This is a genomic window from Dactylosporangium maewongense (genome assembly GCF_039531485.1).
Taxonomy (GTDB): Bacteria; Actinomycetota; Actinomycetes; order Mycobacteriales; family Micromonosporaceae; genus Dactylosporangium; species Dactylosporangium maewongense.
Map to the genome: position 1 here is coordinate 311,391 of NZ_BAAAQD010000001.1, position 13,801 is coordinate 325,191.

Annotated in this window: 15 protein-coding genes; 12 read left to right on the forward strand and 3 right to left on the reverse strand. The window is 74.2% G+C overall.

Features of this window, described 5'->3' with window-relative positions; all coding sequences use genetic code 11:
• Positions 1-51: 51 nt before the first annotated feature.
• From ABD332_RS01410 to ABD332_RS01460, 11 genes are read left to right on the forward strand one after another with little or no spacing between them, the layout of a single operon-like run.
• Positions 52-555 (forward strand): MaoC family dehydratase, encoded by a 504-nt coding sequence (locus ABD332_RS01410; RefSeq protein ID WP_344498614.1) that lies wholly within the window; start codon positions 52-54, stop codon positions 553-555.
• Positions 552-1,559 (forward strand): LLM class flavin-dependent oxidoreductase, encoded by a 1,008-nt coding sequence (locus ABD332_RS01415; protein ID WP_344498616.1) that lies wholly within the window; start codon positions 552-554, stop codon positions 1,557-1,559. The genes ABD332_RS01410 and ABD332_RS01415 overlap by 4 nt, the downstream gene beginning before the upstream one ends.
• Positions 1,556-2,767, forward strand: coding sequence for a CaiB/BaiF CoA transferase family protein (locus ABD332_RS01420; RefSeq protein ID WP_344498618.1), 1,212 nt, complete (start codon positions 1,556-1,558; stop codon positions 2,765-2,767). Before ABD332_RS01415 ends, ABD332_RS01420 begins: the two co-directional genes overlap by 4 nt.
• On the forward strand, positions 2,764-4,092 hold the full coding sequence (locus tag ABD332_RS01425) for an MmgE/PrpD family protein (RefSeq protein ID WP_344498620.1): 1,329 nt from the start codon (positions 2,764-2,766) through the stop codon (positions 4,090-4,092). The genes ABD332_RS01420 and ABD332_RS01425 overlap by 4 nt, the downstream gene beginning before the upstream one ends.
• Complete coding sequence (locus tag ABD332_RS01430; protein WP_344498622.1) at positions 4,089-5,057, forward strand: RidA family protein; 969 nt, start codon at positions 4,089-4,091, stop codon at positions 5,055-5,057. Before ABD332_RS01425 ends, ABD332_RS01430 begins: the two co-directional genes overlap by 4 nt.
• Positions 5,054-5,542 carry an FAS1-like dehydratase domain-containing protein gene (locus ABD332_RS01435; protein WP_344498624.1) on the forward strand — a complete coding sequence of 163 codons (489 nt, stop codon included), beginning with the start codon at positions 5,054-5,056 and terminating at the stop codon, positions 5,540-5,542. Before ABD332_RS01430 ends, ABD332_RS01435 begins: the two co-directional genes overlap by 4 nt.
• A complete protein-coding gene (locus tag ABD332_RS01440) occupies positions 5,539-5,922 on the forward strand; it encodes a MaoC/PaaZ C-terminal domain-containing protein (RefSeq protein WP_344498626.1) in 384 nt (127 codons plus the stop codon). The genes ABD332_RS01435 and ABD332_RS01440 overlap by 4 nt, the downstream gene beginning before the upstream one ends.
• The gene (locus tag ABD332_RS01445) at positions 5,919-7,031 is read left to right on the forward strand and encodes a thiolase C-terminal domain-containing protein (RefSeq protein WP_344498628.1); all 1,113 of its coding nucleotides are present in this window, start codon (positions 5,919-5,921) and stop codon (positions 7,029-7,031) included. Before ABD332_RS01440 ends, ABD332_RS01445 begins: the two co-directional genes overlap by 4 nt.
• Positions 7,028-7,390 (forward strand): Zn-ribbon domain-containing OB-fold protein, encoded by a 363-nt coding sequence (locus ABD332_RS01450; RefSeq protein ID WP_344498630.1) that lies wholly within the window; start codon positions 7,028-7,030, stop codon positions 7,388-7,390. Before ABD332_RS01445 ends, ABD332_RS01450 begins: the two co-directional genes overlap by 4 nt.
• Before the next feature lie 3 nt (positions 7,391-7,393).
• A complete protein-coding gene (locus tag ABD332_RS01455) occupies positions 7,394-8,557 on the forward strand; it encodes an acyl-CoA dehydrogenase family protein (RefSeq protein ID WP_344498632.1) in 1,164 nt (387 codons plus the stop codon).
• Positions 8,554-9,435, forward strand: coding sequence for an HpcH/HpaI aldolase/citrate lyase family protein (locus tag ABD332_RS01460; RefSeq protein WP_344498634.1), 882 nt, complete (start codon positions 8,554-8,556; stop codon positions 9,433-9,435). Before ABD332_RS01455 ends, ABD332_RS01460 begins: the two co-directional genes overlap by 4 nt.
• Before the next feature lie 75 nt (positions 9,436-9,510).
• On the opposite strand, the gene ABD332_RS01465 is transcribed toward ABD332_RS01460, so the two are convergent.
• Positions 9,511-9,897 carry a hypothetical protein gene (locus ABD332_RS01465; protein WP_344498636.1) on the reverse strand — a complete coding sequence of 129 codons (387 nt, stop codon included), beginning with the start codon at positions 9,895-9,897 and terminating at the stop codon, positions 9,511-9,513.
• A 124-nt stretch (positions 9,898-10,021) separates the two neighbouring features.
• On the opposite strand from ABD332_RS01465, the gene ABD332_RS01470 reads away from it, so the two are divergent.
• Positions 10,022-11,167, forward strand: coding sequence for an FAD-dependent oxidoreductase (locus tag ABD332_RS01470; RefSeq protein WP_344498638.1), 1,146 nt, complete (start codon positions 10,022-10,024; stop codon positions 11,165-11,167).
• Between the two features lie 8 nt (positions 11,168-11,175).
• Here ABD332_RS01470 and ABD332_RS01475 read toward each other — a convergent pair whose 3' ends face one another.
• Together ABD332_RS01475 and ABD332_RS01480 are read right to left on the reverse strand one after the other, a co-directional pair.
• The gene (locus ABD332_RS01475) at positions 11,176-12,105 is read right to left on the reverse strand and encodes an ADP-ribosylglycohydrolase family protein (protein WP_344500668.1); all 930 of its coding nucleotides are present in this window, start codon (positions 12,103-12,105) and stop codon (positions 11,176-11,178) included.
• A 516-nt stretch (positions 12,106-12,621) separates the two neighbouring features.
• Positions 12,622-13,788 carry an ROK family transcriptional regulator gene (locus ABD332_RS01480; protein WP_344498640.1) on the reverse strand — a complete coding sequence of 389 codons (1,167 nt, stop codon included), beginning with the start codon at positions 13,786-13,788 and terminating at the stop codon, positions 12,622-12,624.
• Positions 13,789-13,801 lie beyond the last annotated feature (13 nt).

Here is a 13,801-nt window from a genome sequence, read left to right on the forward strand (position 1 = left end):
TGGGAAACAAGTGCTTGACTCTGGCGTGGCGCGCTGCCTAGCGTCACGAGCATGACGCTGGGCAACTACCTCGAGGACTTCACCGTCGGCGCGGTCTATCAGCACCCGCTGGGGCGCACGATCAGCGAGGCCGACAACACGTGGTTCACGTTGCTCACCATGAACACCAACCAGAACCACTTCAACGCCCACTTCGCCGCCTCCGCACCGTACGGGCGGCTCATCGTCAACTCCGGGCTGAGCGTCGCGGTCGTCCTCGGGCTGTCCGTCTCCGACATGAGCCAGCACGCGATCATGAACCTCGGCTGGGAGGAGATCCGCCTCACCGCGCCGGTGTTCGTCGGCGACACCCTCTACGCCGAGTCGATCGTCCTGGAGACCCGCCCGTCGGCGTCGAGGCCCTACGCCGGCATCGTCACCTGCCGCACCCGCGGACTCAACCAGGACGGTGACGAGGTGATGTCCTGGCGGCGCAGCGTCATGGTGTACCGCCGCGACGCCCCCCACGACAAGTCACACTTCCCGGTGGCCAAGACCGGGCCGCTGACGGTATGACGATTCCGGCGCTGCATTTCCAGCCCTGGGGCGCGACGCTGCGAGAGCAGCTCGACGCGGCACGCCGGGCGGAGGCGGCCGGGGCGGCCGTGGTGTGGGCACCGGAGCTGCACCGCAGCGCGCCCGTCACCGCCGCGGCCCTCGCCGCCCGTACCCACACGGTCGGCGTGGGCACCGGGATCGCCCTGGCCTTCGCGCGCAGTCCCTTCCTCACCGCGCTGTCCGCGCTGGACCTGGACGAGTTGTCGGGCGGGCGGCTGCGCCTGGGGCTGGGCACGGGCGTGCAGCGGCTCAACGAGGACTGGCACGGCGTCGCCTGGTCCCGCCCGGTCCAGCGCCTCCGCGAGACGGTCGCCGCGATCAGGCTGGTCGTCGCAGGCGCGCACACCGGCGAGCCGGTCGACCTCGACGGCGACCTCGTCAGGCTGCGGATCCGGGGCTACCGCCGGCCGTACCCGCCGCTGCGCACCGAGATCCCGGTGTACCTGGCGGGCGTCGGACCCGCGATGGTTGCCCTGGCCGGGGAGATCGGCGACGGGTGGATCTCCCACGAGCTGTGCTCACCGTCCTACCTGTCGTCGCACGTCCTGCCCCGCCTGCGGCCCCGGCCCGGGTTCGAGGTCGTCGTGTCCGCCTGCTGCGCCGTCGACGACGACCCGGCCGCCGCGCGCGCCGCCGCCGCGGGGGTCGTCGGGTTCTACGCCTCGGTGCGCACCTACGCCGACCTGTTCGCCTTCCACGACCTCGCCGAGGAGCAGCGGGGCGTCATCGAGGCGTTCCGCGGCGGACTGCCCGCCGACGGGCTCGCCGGCGCCGTCGCGCCCGCCATGGTCGACCGGCTCACCCTCAGCGGCACCCCCGACGAGGTCGCGTCGCGCATCGCCGCGTACTCGGGCCTGGCCGCGGCCGTGAAGCTGAGCCCGCCGACCCACGGGCTGCCCGCCGAGCGGATCCGCGCGCTGCAGGACCGGATCCTGCGCCTGATCGAGGAGCTGAGCCGGTGAGACCGCTCGAAGACGTCCGCGTCGTCTCCCTGGAGCAGTACGGCGCGGGACCGTTCGGGTCCGTGCACCTCGCCGACCTCGGCGCCGAGATCATCAAGGTCGAGGACCCGCGGACCGGCGGCGACGTCGGCCGCTACGTGCCGCCGTTCGCCGACGGCGAGGACTCGCTGTTCTTCGAGACGTTCAACCGCAACAAGCGCTCCATCTCCCTCGACGTCACCGCGCCGGCCGGGCGGGCCGTGTTCGAGGACCTGGTGCGGGCCAGCCACGCCGTCTACTCCAACCTGCGCGGCGACGTGCCGGCGAAGCTCGGCATCCGCTACGAGGACCTCGCCGGGATCAACCCCGCGATCGTCTGCTGCTCCCTGACCGGCTTCGGCATGACCGGCCCGCGCGCCAACCAGCCCGGCTACGACTACGTCCTGCAGGGGCTCGCCGGCTGGATGGAGCTGACCGGCGAGCCCGGCGGCCCGCCGACGAAGAGCGGGCTGTCCCTGGTGGACTACAGCGGCGGCCTGGTCGCCGCGATCGCGCTCCTCGCGGGGGTGCACGCGGCCCGCCGCGACGGCGTCGGCATGGACTGCGACCTCAGCCTGTACGACACGGCCGTCGGCATGCTCACGTACCCCGCCGTGTGGCACCTCAACGGCGGCTTCGAGCCCATCCGGACGCACCACTCGGCGCATCCGTCGCTGGTGCCGTTCCAGGTGTTCGCGGCCCAGGACGGCTGGCTGGTCGTCGGCTGCGCGAAGGAGAAGTTCTGGCGGCGGCTCGCCACACTGCTCGACGGGGTCGCCGGCACGGCGCTCGCCGCCGACCCGCGGTTCGCGACGTTCGGCGACCGGCACCGCCACGCGACGATCCTGCTCGCGCTGCTCGAGGACGCCTTCGCGACGCGGACGGTGGCGGCGTGGCTCGCCGACCTGCAGCCCGCCGGCATCCCGTGCGGCCCCGTCAACGACGTCGCCGCCGCGCTCGCCGACCCGCACACCGTCGCCCGCGGCCTGGTCGTGGAGACCGACCACCCGCACTTCGGCACCGTCCGGCAGCCCGCGTCGCCAGTACGGGTCGGCACCGACCCCGTCCCGCACCGCCGCGCCCCCCGCCGCAACGAGGACGCCGGCTACGTCCTGCACGACGTCCTCGGCTACGACGACACCCGCGTCGCCGCGCTCAAAGCCGCCGGCGCCTTCGGACCGCCCGCATGACGGTCTCCGAGGCCCTCGCCGAGTGGGCGATGTCGGTCACCGCGCCGCCGCCGCGGGTGGTCGACGCGGCGCTGCGCCATCTGCTCGACGGCTGCGGCACCGCCGTCGCCGCGCTCCGCTCGGACGCGGCCGGACCGGCGCTCGCGGTCGCCCGCGGGCTCGGCGGACCGCCCGAGGCGCGCAGCCCCGGCACCGGCACGCGCCTCGGGGCGCCCGCCGCCGCGCTCGCCGGCGGGGTCCTCGTGCACGCGCTCGACTTCGACGACACGCACGCCGGAGGCCTCGTCCACGCGACGGCACCGGTGCTGCCCGTGGTGCTCGCGGTGGGGGAGCAGCTGCGGGTCAGCGGGGCCGAAGCCGTCGCGGCCGCGGTCGTCGGGCTCGAAACGATCTGCCGGCTCGGGGGTGCGGCGCCGCACGCGTTCCACGCGCGCGGGGTGCACGCCACCGCCGCCTGCGGGGTGATCGCCGCGGCGCTCGTGGCGGCCCGGCTGCACGGCCTCACCCAGGCGCAGACGGTCGACGCGATCGGCATCGCCGCCAGCCAGGCCGGCGGGCTCCTGGAGTTCCTGCACACCGGGTCGTCGACGAAGCAGCTGCACACCGGCTTCGCGGCGCACCACGGGATCCTCGCCGCCCGCCTCGCCGCCGCGGGTGCCAGCGGGCCGGCGAGCGCGATCGAGGGCGCGTCCGGGTTCTACGCCGCCCTCGCCGGCCGGCGGGTCGCGCCGGAAGCGGTCCTCGACGGCCTCGGCGAGCGGTTCGAGCTGACCCGGATCACCGTGAAGCCATACCCGGCGTGCCAGCTGCTGCACGCCCCGCTCGACGCCGCCGCCACCCTGCGCCTCGACCCGGCCGACGTCGCCGCCGTGGTCGTCGACATCCACCCCGACGCCGAGGCGATCGTCTGCGGGCCGGACCAGGCCGCGCCGCGCACCGCGTACCAGGCGAAGTTCGCCCTGGCGTGGTGTGTCGCCGCGATGCTCGTCGACCGGGCCGTCACCGTGGACACCTTCACCCGCGTCGACCGGCCCGACGTGTCGGCGTTGGCGGCGTCGGTACGGCACCGCGTGGCCGACCTCGCGGGTGCCGCAGCCGACCAGCCCGGCAGGGTGGTCGTCACGCTCCGGGACGGCCGGACGCTGACCGCCGAGGTGCCGCGCAGCGGCGGCGGGCCGGACTCGCCCGGCCTGGCGGACACGGTGCGCGGCAAGGCCCTCGCCAACCTCGGCGCGGGCGGGCCCGCCGTGCTCGCCGCCGTGGACGCGCTACCGGAAGCCACGGACCTCGACGACCTTCTCGACGCGCTGGGAGCGACCGCATGACCACCTACCTGCCGGGGATCGCCGGCCCCGACCCCGCGACCGTCTACGCGTCGGCCGCCCGTCACCTCGCCGACGCCGGGTTCGGGCCGGGCGACGTCGTCCACGTCGCCGAGTACGTCACCGCCACCGCCCCACCGGGCGCCCGCGAGCGGTTCCTGGACGGGCACCGGGTGCCGGTGTCGGTCGTGCCCGTCGCCGGGTTCCCCGACCCGGGGCACCGCTTCGCCGTCGAACTGACGGCGCACCCCGGCGGGGGCGAGGCGATCGCCGGCGGCCTGCTGCGCGCCGCCGGGGACCTGGTGCACCTGCCGAGCGTGCACACCACGACCGGGGCCTTCCGCGACCAGTACCGCTGGTGCCTGGTCCGGTTGGGGGAGCTGCTGCAGGCCGCCGGTCTCGGCCTCGACGCCCTGGTCCGCACGACCGACTTCACCGCCACCACGACCCGGGCCGAGTACCCGCGTTGCGGCCGCCCTCGCCGGGACCTGCTCGGCCCGGTGTTCCCCGGTGCCGCCGGGATCCTCGTCGACAACCCGGTGGAGGCGGGCGCGATGGTCTCCATCGACGCGCTGGCCGGTCGGGGGCCGTTGCGGTCGTTCAACCCGGGCTGGGACCGGTACGACACGCTGACCTACGTCCCCGGCGTCGTAGCGGGTGAGACCCTCGTGATGTCCGGCTTCGGCGCGCTCGACCCGGAGACCCAGCTGGCGCTGCACGAGGGGGACCTCCTGATGCAGGCACACTACCTCTACGACAGCGTCGACCTGGTGCTCCAGGCGGCCGGGCGGGGGACCGTCACCCGTCTGCTCGAATACGTCACCCCTGCCGCCGCCGCGGACTATCCGAAGCTCGCCGCGGTGCGCGCCGAACGGTACCCGGACGCCGCCGTCACCTCCGTCGTCTGCTCGGCGCTGCTGCGCCCGGAGTTCCTGATCGAGGTCGTGCCGACGGCGGTGCTCGCATGATGACCGACGAGATCCGGGCCCTCATCGGCCGCGAGGCCACCTACACCGCGCCCGAACCCCTCGGCCGCGCGGCGATCCGCTACTTCGCCCTCGCGGTCGGCGACGACAACCCCGTCTACACCGACGACGCGGCCGCCCGGGCCGCCGGCCACGACGGGGTCGTCGCGCCGCCGACGCTGATCTGCGAGACCAACCAGTACGCCGGGCTGCCCCGCGACGCCGACGGCTACGCCGGCCACACGTGGGGGATCGACCTGCCCGGCACCCGCCAGGTCCGCGGCGGCAACGCCTACGAGTTCCACCGGGCGGTGCGCCCCGACGACGTGGTCACCGCCGTGTGGCGGCTCGTGGACATCGCCGAGCGGGCCACGGGTGCCGGGCAGCCGATGCTGGTGTTCACCTCGCGCGCCACCTACACCAACCAGGACGGCGACCTCCTCGCCACCAACGAGGAGACCATCATCTACCTGGCGGTGACGCCGTGAAGCCCGGCCTCGAGCTGCCGCCCCTCGAACGGCTGATCGCGCTGCCCGACATGATCGCCTACGCCGGCGCCACGTGGGACTGGCACCGGCTGCACTACGACCCGTCCTACCTGGCGCCGCGCGGCCTGGACCGGCCGGTCGTCGACGGGCAGGTGTTCGGGGCGCTGCTCGCCGAGCAGGTCCAGGACTGGATCGGCACTTTTGGAGTGCTTCGCTCGCTGACGTTCCGCTTCAAAAGCCTCGTTTACGCCGGCGAGACAGTGCGCTGCCTGGGTGTTGTTCAGGCGGTCGACGGCCGGCTCGTCACCATCGAGCACCGAGTCGAAGCCGAGGGCCGGGTCGCGGTCGCGCCCGCGTCGTCCACAGTGGAACTGCGATGACCACCGGGGTCTGCGTGGTCGGCGCGGCCGAGTCGGACCTCGGGGTCACCGGCAAGACCGCGCTGCACCTGCAGACGCAGGCGGTCGCCCGGGCGCTCGCCGACGCCGGGCTGCGCCTCGCCGACGTCGACGGGCTCGCCACCAACGGCGTGTCCCGCTTCTCCGCCACCCAGGTCGCCGAGCACCTCGGGCTGCGTCCACGGTGGACGGACTCGACGTTCGCCGGCGGCGCGGCGTTCGAGCTCTACGTCGGCCACGCCGTCCAGGCGATCCAGGCCGGGCAGGCGTCCGTCGTCGTCATCTCGTACGGGTCCAACCAGCGTTCCGCCCGCAGCCGCACCTTCGACCCCTACGAGGCGCACACGCCGGAGGCGCAGTTCGAGCAGCCGTACGGGCCGCTGTACCCCGTGTCGGCGTACGCGCTCGCCGCGCAGCTCTACCTGCACACGTACGGCGCCGACCGCGGCCGGGCCGGCATGACGTCGGTGGCCGTCGCGGCCCGCGAATGGGCGCAGCAGAACCCGCGCGCCTACCGGTACGGTGCGGGACCGCTGGACGCCGCGGAGATGGACGCCAGTCCGCTGGTGAGCGACCCGCTGCGGGTCGCCGACTGCTGCCTCGTCACCGACGGCGGCGGCGCCGTCGTGCTGACCACTGTGGACCGCGCCCGTGACCTGCCCGCCGTCCCGGTCGAGGTCCTCGGCTACGGCGAGGCGACGACCGGCACCTCCATCGTCGGCGTCGGCGACCTGCTGCGCACCGGCGCCGTCGACTCCGGCCGGCGCGCGTTCGCCATGGCCGGGCTCACCCCCGCCGACGTCGACAGCGCCCAGATCTACGACTCGTTCACCATCACCGTGCTGCTGACCCTCGAGGCCCTCGGCTTCTGCGGCTTCGGCGAGGCGCCCGACCTCGTCGAAGCCGGGACTCTGCCGATGAACACGTCCGGCGGCGGGCTGTCCTACTGCCACCCGGGGCAGCTCGGCGTGCTGCTGCTCGTCGAGGCCGTCCGACGGCTGCGCGGCACGGCGGACCGGGTCGCGCTCGCCCACGGTACCGGCGGAATCCTCTCCACCCACGGCACCGTCCTGCTTGGACGGACCTCGTGAGCATCCCGGTGGACGAGACGACGGCCGCGTGGTGGGACGCGACGAGGCAGCGGCGGCTCACCGTCCAGCGCTGCGCCGCCTGCGGGCACCACCAGCACTACCCACGCCCGCTGTGCCTGCGCTGCGGGGAGCCCGACCCGCCCCTGGTGGACACCTCGGGCGCCGGCGTGATCGAGACGTACACCGTCGTGCGCCGCGCATCGGAGCCTTACGCGGTCGCCGTCATCACGCTCGCCGAAGGCCCCCGCCTGGTGTCCAACGTGGAGCCCTGGCAGGACGCCGCGATCGGCGCCACCGTCGTCGTGCACTGGCGGCCGCTCGACGACGGCCGCAACCTTCCCGTCTTCCGTTTGGGGTGACCCGTGGACTTCGAGCTCACCGACGAGCAGCGCCAGTTCCGCGACGCGCTGCGCGCGTTCGTCGACAGGGAGATCCGTCCCGTCGCCCGCGAATGGGAGGCGACCGACCGCTACCCGGCCGAGATCGTCGAGACCATGCGGCGGATGGGGCTGTTCGGGCTGACCGTCCCCGAGGAGTACGGCGGCCTCGGCGCCGACATGGTCTCCTTCGCCCTCGTCTTCGAGGAGATCGCGAAGGGCTGGATGGGCATCGCCGGCATCCTCGGCAGCCACTCCCTGTCGTGCTGGCTGATCGCGCGGCACGGCACCGACGAGCAGCGCCGCGCGTACCTGCCGGACCTCGCGACCGGGGCCCGCCGCACCGGGATCGCGCTCACCGAACCCGACGCCGGCACCGACCTGCAGGGCATCCGCACCGTCGCCCGCCGCGACGGCCAGGACTACGTCATCACCGGCCGCAAGACCTGGATCACCAACGCCCGGCACGCCGACCCGCTGCCGGTCCTGGTCAAGACCGACCCGTCGGCCGACCCCGCGCACCGCGGTATGTCCGTGCTGCTCGTCGAGGCCGGCACCCCCGGCTTCGAGGTGCTCCGGGACCTGCCGAAGCTCGGCTACAAGGGCACCGAGTCGTGCGAGATCCTCTTCGACGACTGCCGGGTCCCCGCGTCCGCGCTGCTCGGCGGCGTCGAGGGGCGCGGCATGCAGCAGGTCCTGTCGGGCCTGGAGACCGGCCGGATCAACGTCGCCGCCCGCGCCCTCGGCATCGCCCAGGCCGCCTACGACGAGGCCCTGCGCTACGCGGGGCAGCGCAGGGCGTTCGGGTCGCAGATCTCGGACTTCCAGGCGATCCAGCTGCGGCTCGCCGACATGGCCATGCAGGTCCAGGCGGCGCGGCTCATGGTGTACTGGGCGGCGTCCCGCGCCGACGCCGGCCGCCGCGTCGACATGGAGGCCGGGATGGCGAAGGCGTTCGCGTCGGAGGCGGCCGCCGCGTGCGCGCTGTCGGCGATGCAGGTCCACGGCGGCTACGGCTACTCCAAGGAGTTCGACGTCGAACGCCTCTACCGCGACGCGCCGCTGATGATGATCGGCGAGGGCACCAACGACATCCAGCGCATCGTCATCGCCAAGGCGCTCACCAGCGGGAAGGGCAGCATCGGATGAGGTCCTACCTGTACGTGCCGGGCGACGCTCCCGCGAAGCTCGACAAGGCCCTGGACCGGGGGGCCGACGCGCTCATCGTCGACCTGGAGGACGCGGTGCCCCTGGCCGGCAAGGCCCGCGCCCGCGCGATCGTCGCCGCCTGGCTGGCCGACCTGCCGGCCGCCGGTCCCGCGGTCTGGGTGCGGGTGAACCCTGGCCCCGCCGGCTTCGACGACGTCCGTGCGGTCGTCGGCCCCCGGCTGGCCGGCGTGTGCCTCGCCAAGGCGGGCAGCGCCGCGGAGGTCGCCGCGCTCGGGACGGTGCTGGCCGCGGCCGAGGAGGAGCGGGGGCTTCCGGTCGGCGCGGTCCCCGTCGTACCGCTGCTGGAAACGGCGACAGCGGTCCTCGACGCCGCCCGGATCGCCCGGGCACCGCGGGTCGCGCGGCTGCAGATCGGCGAGGCGGACCTGCGTGCCGAGCTCGGCGTCACCCTGGGCCCCGACGAGCGTGAGCTGCTCTTCGTCCGCTCGCAGGTCGTCCTCGCGAGCGCCGCCGCCGGGATCGCCGCGCCGGTCGCGTCCGTCAGCACCGACTACCGCGACCTGCCGGCGCTGCGGGCGTCGACGGTCGCCTTCCGGCGCCTCGGGTTCGTCGGCCGGGCGTGCATCCACCCGGCACAGATCCCGGTCGTCAACGAGGTCTTCACCCCGTCGGCGGTCGAGATCGCGGTGGCGGCCGACCTGGTGGAGCGCTTCGACGCGGCGGTCTCCTCGGGCGCGGGCGTGCTCGTCGGCGCCGACGGCCGCATGGTCGACGCCGCCGTGGTCCGCGCCGCCCGACGCGTGCTGGACCTCGCCGGCCCGCCGTTCGATGATCCGGAAGACGTTGTGCAGCTATGACTGCACAAGGTCTTCCGGATCATGGTGGGCGCCAGATTCGTCATTCGATCAAGCGGCGGGGAAGGATTGCAGGCCTCACGGCAGCCTTGCCACCGCCTTCGGGCCCAGCGCGAGCAGCTTCGGCTTCGCGGCCTTGACGGTCTCGAACTCGCCGTCGAACCCGGCGCGGTCCTCGGGGTAGACGCTGACCGTGGTGAGCAGCTTCGTGCCCTGCTGGTCGAAGGAGCAGACCCGCTCGCCGGTACGGTTGCCGCGGATCTCCTCGCCGGGTTCGATCGTGCCGCCCTGCACCTGCTGCACCTCCTCCGGCGTCAGCAGCCCGCACGGGTCCGGGGTCGCCGCCGTCGCGGCCGGATCGAGCAGGTGGTCGTCGGGCTCGTCGCTCGGGCGAAGCATGCAGCCCGCCAGCGTCACGGCGGTGAACGCGGCGAGCACCGTACGCACGGGCTTCGATGCGAGCATGCCGACAGTGTCACGCGCCGTGTCAACGCCGGCCCGGGCCGCGTTGTGAACCTGCTGCGAAGGTGTCGGGCGGGTCCGGTGCACGCCGGCCCGTGCGGCCCGGATCGGCTCTACCGTCCGTCCCGTGGAGACGGTTGACGTACTGGTGGTCGGGGCCGGACTGGCAGGCCTGCACACGGCCCGCCTGCTCGCGGAGCGGGACCTGCGGGTCCTGGTCGTCGACCGGCGCAGGTCCCTCGCGGCCGGGGTCCGCACGACCGGGATCTTCGTGCGGCGCACCCTGGACGACTTCGACCTGCCCGGCCACCTCCTCGGCCCCGGCGTCCGCGACGTGCTGCTCTACCCGCCGTCCCGCCGCGACCCTGTACACCTGACCAGCGACCGCGACGAGTACCGCGTCGCCGACATGCCGGCCGTCTACGACCACGCCCGGCGGGCCGCGGAGACCGCCGGCGCGCGGGTGCTGCTCGGCGTCCGGTACACCGGCATCACCACCGGCATCGCGCACCTGGACGGCGCCGAGCCGGTCCGGGCCCGGTTCGTCGTCGGCGCCGACGGTGCCCGCTCCGCCGTCGCCCGCGACCTCGGCCTCGACGTCAACCGCCGGCTGCTCGTCGGCGCCGAGATCATCCACCCGAGCGGGTCCGCCACGACCGTCCCCGCGTTCCACTGCGTCCTGGACCCGCGCGTCGCCCCCGGCTACCTCGGGTGGGTCATCGACGACGGTCACCACGTCCACGCGGGCGTCGCCGGTTACCCGTCCGCGATGCGCTCCGGCGTACGCCACCTCCTGTCGGCCTTCACGTCGGACGCCCCCGGCCTGACCGCACCCGCCGGCCCCACCGGTCCCGCAGAGCGCCGCGGCGGCCCGATCCCCGTCGGCGGGGTCCTGCGCCGCCTGGCGTGCCCGTCCGGCCTCCTCGTCGGCGACGCCGCCGGTGCCGTCTCCCCGCTGACCGCCGGCGGCCTGGACCCGTGCCTGCGCCTGTCCGAGCTCGCCGCCACGGTCACGGCCGACTATCTGCGCACCGGCGACGACCATGTGCTGCGCGCCTACGACGGCAACGCCCTGCGCTCCCGCTTCCGCGGCCGCCTCGCCCTGCGCCGGGCCCTCGCGTCCGTCACCTCCCCGGCCGCCGCCGAGGCCGCGGTCGCCCTTCTCCGCACCCGCCCCGGCCGCTCCGCCGCCGCCAGGATCCTCTTCGGCGACCGCTCCTTCCCCGACGTCCCGTCCCCGTCCTCGTCACCGTCGCCCAGCCCGGTCCGGTGACCCGCCCGTCAGCAGGCCCAGTCCGGTAGCGGTTCCCTGGCGTCGATCCACGGCCGCGGTACGCCGGCGCCTGTCTCGGTGCGTTCACCGACACCCGTGTACGCGGCCACGATCCCGCCGGCGATCGCCGCGGTCGTGTCGATGTCGCCGCCCGCGACGACGCACGCGGTCACGGCCGCCGGGTAGTCGTCGAGGTGAGTCGCGGCCACCCACACCGTGAACGGCACCGTGTCCTGCGCCGTGACCCTGCTGCCGTTGCCGAGCTCGTACGCGGCCTCCTGCGCGGTCCGCCCGATCAGCCGGCCCGCCTTCGTGAGGCCCCGCTCCACGGCGCCATCGGGTGTGTGTGGCCGCAGCAGCTCCAGGAACGCCTTCGGCTCCGGCCGCATCCCACCGAGCCTCGACGCCGCCGCGTGCGCCGCCGCGACGGCGACGACCACCGCCCCGGCGACCCCCTCGGGGTGCGCGTGGGTGATCTCGGCGGCACGGGCCGCCTGCTCGGCCGCCCGTGCGGGCCGGTCCGCGTGGTACGCCCCGACCGGCGCCACCCGCATCGCACCCCCGTTTCCGAGCGACCCCTGCTCGCCGAACGCCCGCCGCGCGGCCTCCCGCCACGGCACGCCCTCTCGGATCTCGTGCAGGACGGTCGCCGCGCCGGCCCCGTAGCCGCGGTGCGACTCGTACCGCAGCGAGAACCGCGTCGCGAGCCTGTCCTGGTCGATGGCGGGCCCGTCCCGCAGCTCCGTCACGACGGAGCAGGCCATGTGCGTGTCGTCGGTCCACTCCCACGGCCCGTCGGGCACCCGCCCCGCGACCAGGTCGCCCACCGACCGCCCGACCATGAAGAACTGCGCCCCGAGCGCATCCCCGACCGACAACCCCGCCAGGCTGTCGTCGACCAGCCCGAGCCGCACCCGCTCCGTGAGCGCAAACCTCACCACCCCCAGATCCTCCCAGCACCCCCACCACCCCCGTGATCCCGCTGAACGGTCGATCCCGGGCCCGTTTCTCATGATCCGGAAGACTTTGCGCTGCTATGACGACACAAAGTCTTCCGGATCATGGTGGTGGGCTCGGCGGCTGGTGATCCCGAATGGTTGTGGTGGTCCTGTCCACCGGAACCGCGTGGGATGGGGAAGTGGCGGTCGCCGCTTGCTGGACGGGTCGGTCCCGGGGGCGTTTTTCGTGATCCGGAAGACTTTGTGTGCCTGTGACGACACAAAGCCTTCCGGATCATGGTGGTGGGCTCGGCGGCCCGTGATCCCGAATGGTTGCGGTGGCTGTGGCTGCCGGGATCGCGCGGGATCATGGGGTAGTGATGGACGTCGTTTGCTGGACTGGTTGGTACCAGGGCCGTTTCTCATGATCCGGAAGACTTTGTGCTGCTATGGCGACACAAACTCTTCCGGATCATGGCGTCGCGGCGGCGGTGGGGGGGAATTACAGCCAGCCGGCTAGCGGCGGGGGGCTACGGGGGCGCTGAGGCCGAGGGTGAAGAGGCGCTGGTCGACCTCGTTGAGGGCGAGGCGGAGGGCGCCGAGGGCGACGCTGTCGGCGCCCAGGGTTGAGGCGCGGACGTCGGGGAGGCGCAGGCACAGGCGGCCCAGCTCGCGGCGGAGCGGGTCGAGGACGAGGTCGGCGGAGCGGGAGAAGCCGCCGCCGAAGACGACGACCTGGGGGTCCAGGGCGAGGACCAGGGCGGCGGTGCCGATGGCGAGGTCCTTGACGTAGCGGTTGACGGCGGAGCGGGCGTCGCGGTTGCCGTCGCGGGCGGCGTTGAAGACCCAGGCGGCGGCGTCGTCGGGGCTGACGGTGGCCGGCACGCCGGGGCACTGCCCCAGGTGGGAGGGGGCGGTGAGCCAGCGGACGGCCTTCAGGGCGCCGATCTCGCCGGCGGCGCCGCCGTAACCCCGGCGCAGGACGCCGTCGATGATGAGGCCGGCGCCGATGCGCAGGCCGGCGAGGAGGAAGACGATGTCGTTGGCGTCGCGGGCGGCGCCCTGCCAGCGCTCGGCGAGGGCGGCGAGCTTGCAGTCGTTCTCCACGACGATGGGGCAGGTGAAGCGGTCGCTGAGGTGGGCGGCGAGGTCGACGGTCTGCCAGCCGGGCAGCGGGGTGAAGAGGGTGGTCTTGCCGCTGGCGTCGACGGGGCCGGTGACGCCGATGGTGACGGCCCAGATGTCCTGCTCCGTCTTCCCGGCCTCCGACAGGCAGGTGGCGAGCACGGCGTCGAGCGCGGCGAGCCGCGACGGCGGGTCGGCGTCGGCGGCGACGGTGCAGCGGGCCGTGTGCACGACGTTGCCGTCGAGGTCGGCCAGCAACGTCAGTATCTTGTGGGCGCCGACGTCGACGCCGATGACGTGTCCGGCGGTGGCGCGGAACCGGTACCGCCGCGCGGGCCGCCCGACGACGCTGCTGCCGCTCGGCTCGACGACCGTGGCCCAGCCGCCGGTGACGAGGCCCTGCGCGATGACGTCGACGGCGGGGCGGGACAGCCCGGTCAGCTTCGCCAGCTCCGTGACGGTGGCGGGGGGCTGGTCGCGCAGCGCCCGGACGACCGTCAGCGAGTTGAGCTCGCGCAGCCGGGACAGATCGGTGCCGCTGATGACCTGATCTGTCACAGTTTTCCCCTTG

Coding starts and splice junctions, on each gene's coding strand:
- ABD332_RS01465 (WP_344498636.1), bottom strand. CDS start 9,897: ATGCTCGCATCGAAGCCCGTGCGTACGGTGCTCGCCGCGTTCACCGCC.
- ABD332_RS01415 (WP_344498616.1), top strand. CDS start 552: ATGACGATTCCGGCGCTGCATTTCCAGCCCTGGGGCGCGACGCTGCGA.
- ABD332_RS01410 (WP_344498614.1), top strand. CDS start 52: ATGACGCTGGGCAACTACCTCGAGGACTTCACCGTCGGCGCGGTCTAT.
- ABD332_RS01435 (WP_344498624.1), top strand. CDS start 5,054: ATGATGACCGACGAGATCCGGGCCCTCATCGGCCGCGAGGCCACCTAC.
- ABD332_RS01460 (WP_344498634.1), top strand. CDS start 8,554: ATGAGGTCCTACCTGTACGTGCCGGGCGACGCTCCCGCGAAGCTCGAC.
- ABD332_RS01445 (WP_344498628.1), top strand. CDS start 5,919: ATGACCACCGGGGTCTGCGTGGTCGGCGCGGCCGAGTCGGACCTCGGG.
- ABD332_RS01430 (WP_344498622.1), top strand. CDS start 4,089: ATGACCACCTACCTGCCGGGGATCGCCGGCCCCGACCCCGCGACCGTC.
- ABD332_RS01425 (WP_344498620.1), top strand. CDS start 2,764: ATGACGGTCTCCGAGGCCCTCGCCGAGTGGGCGATGTCGGTCACCGCG.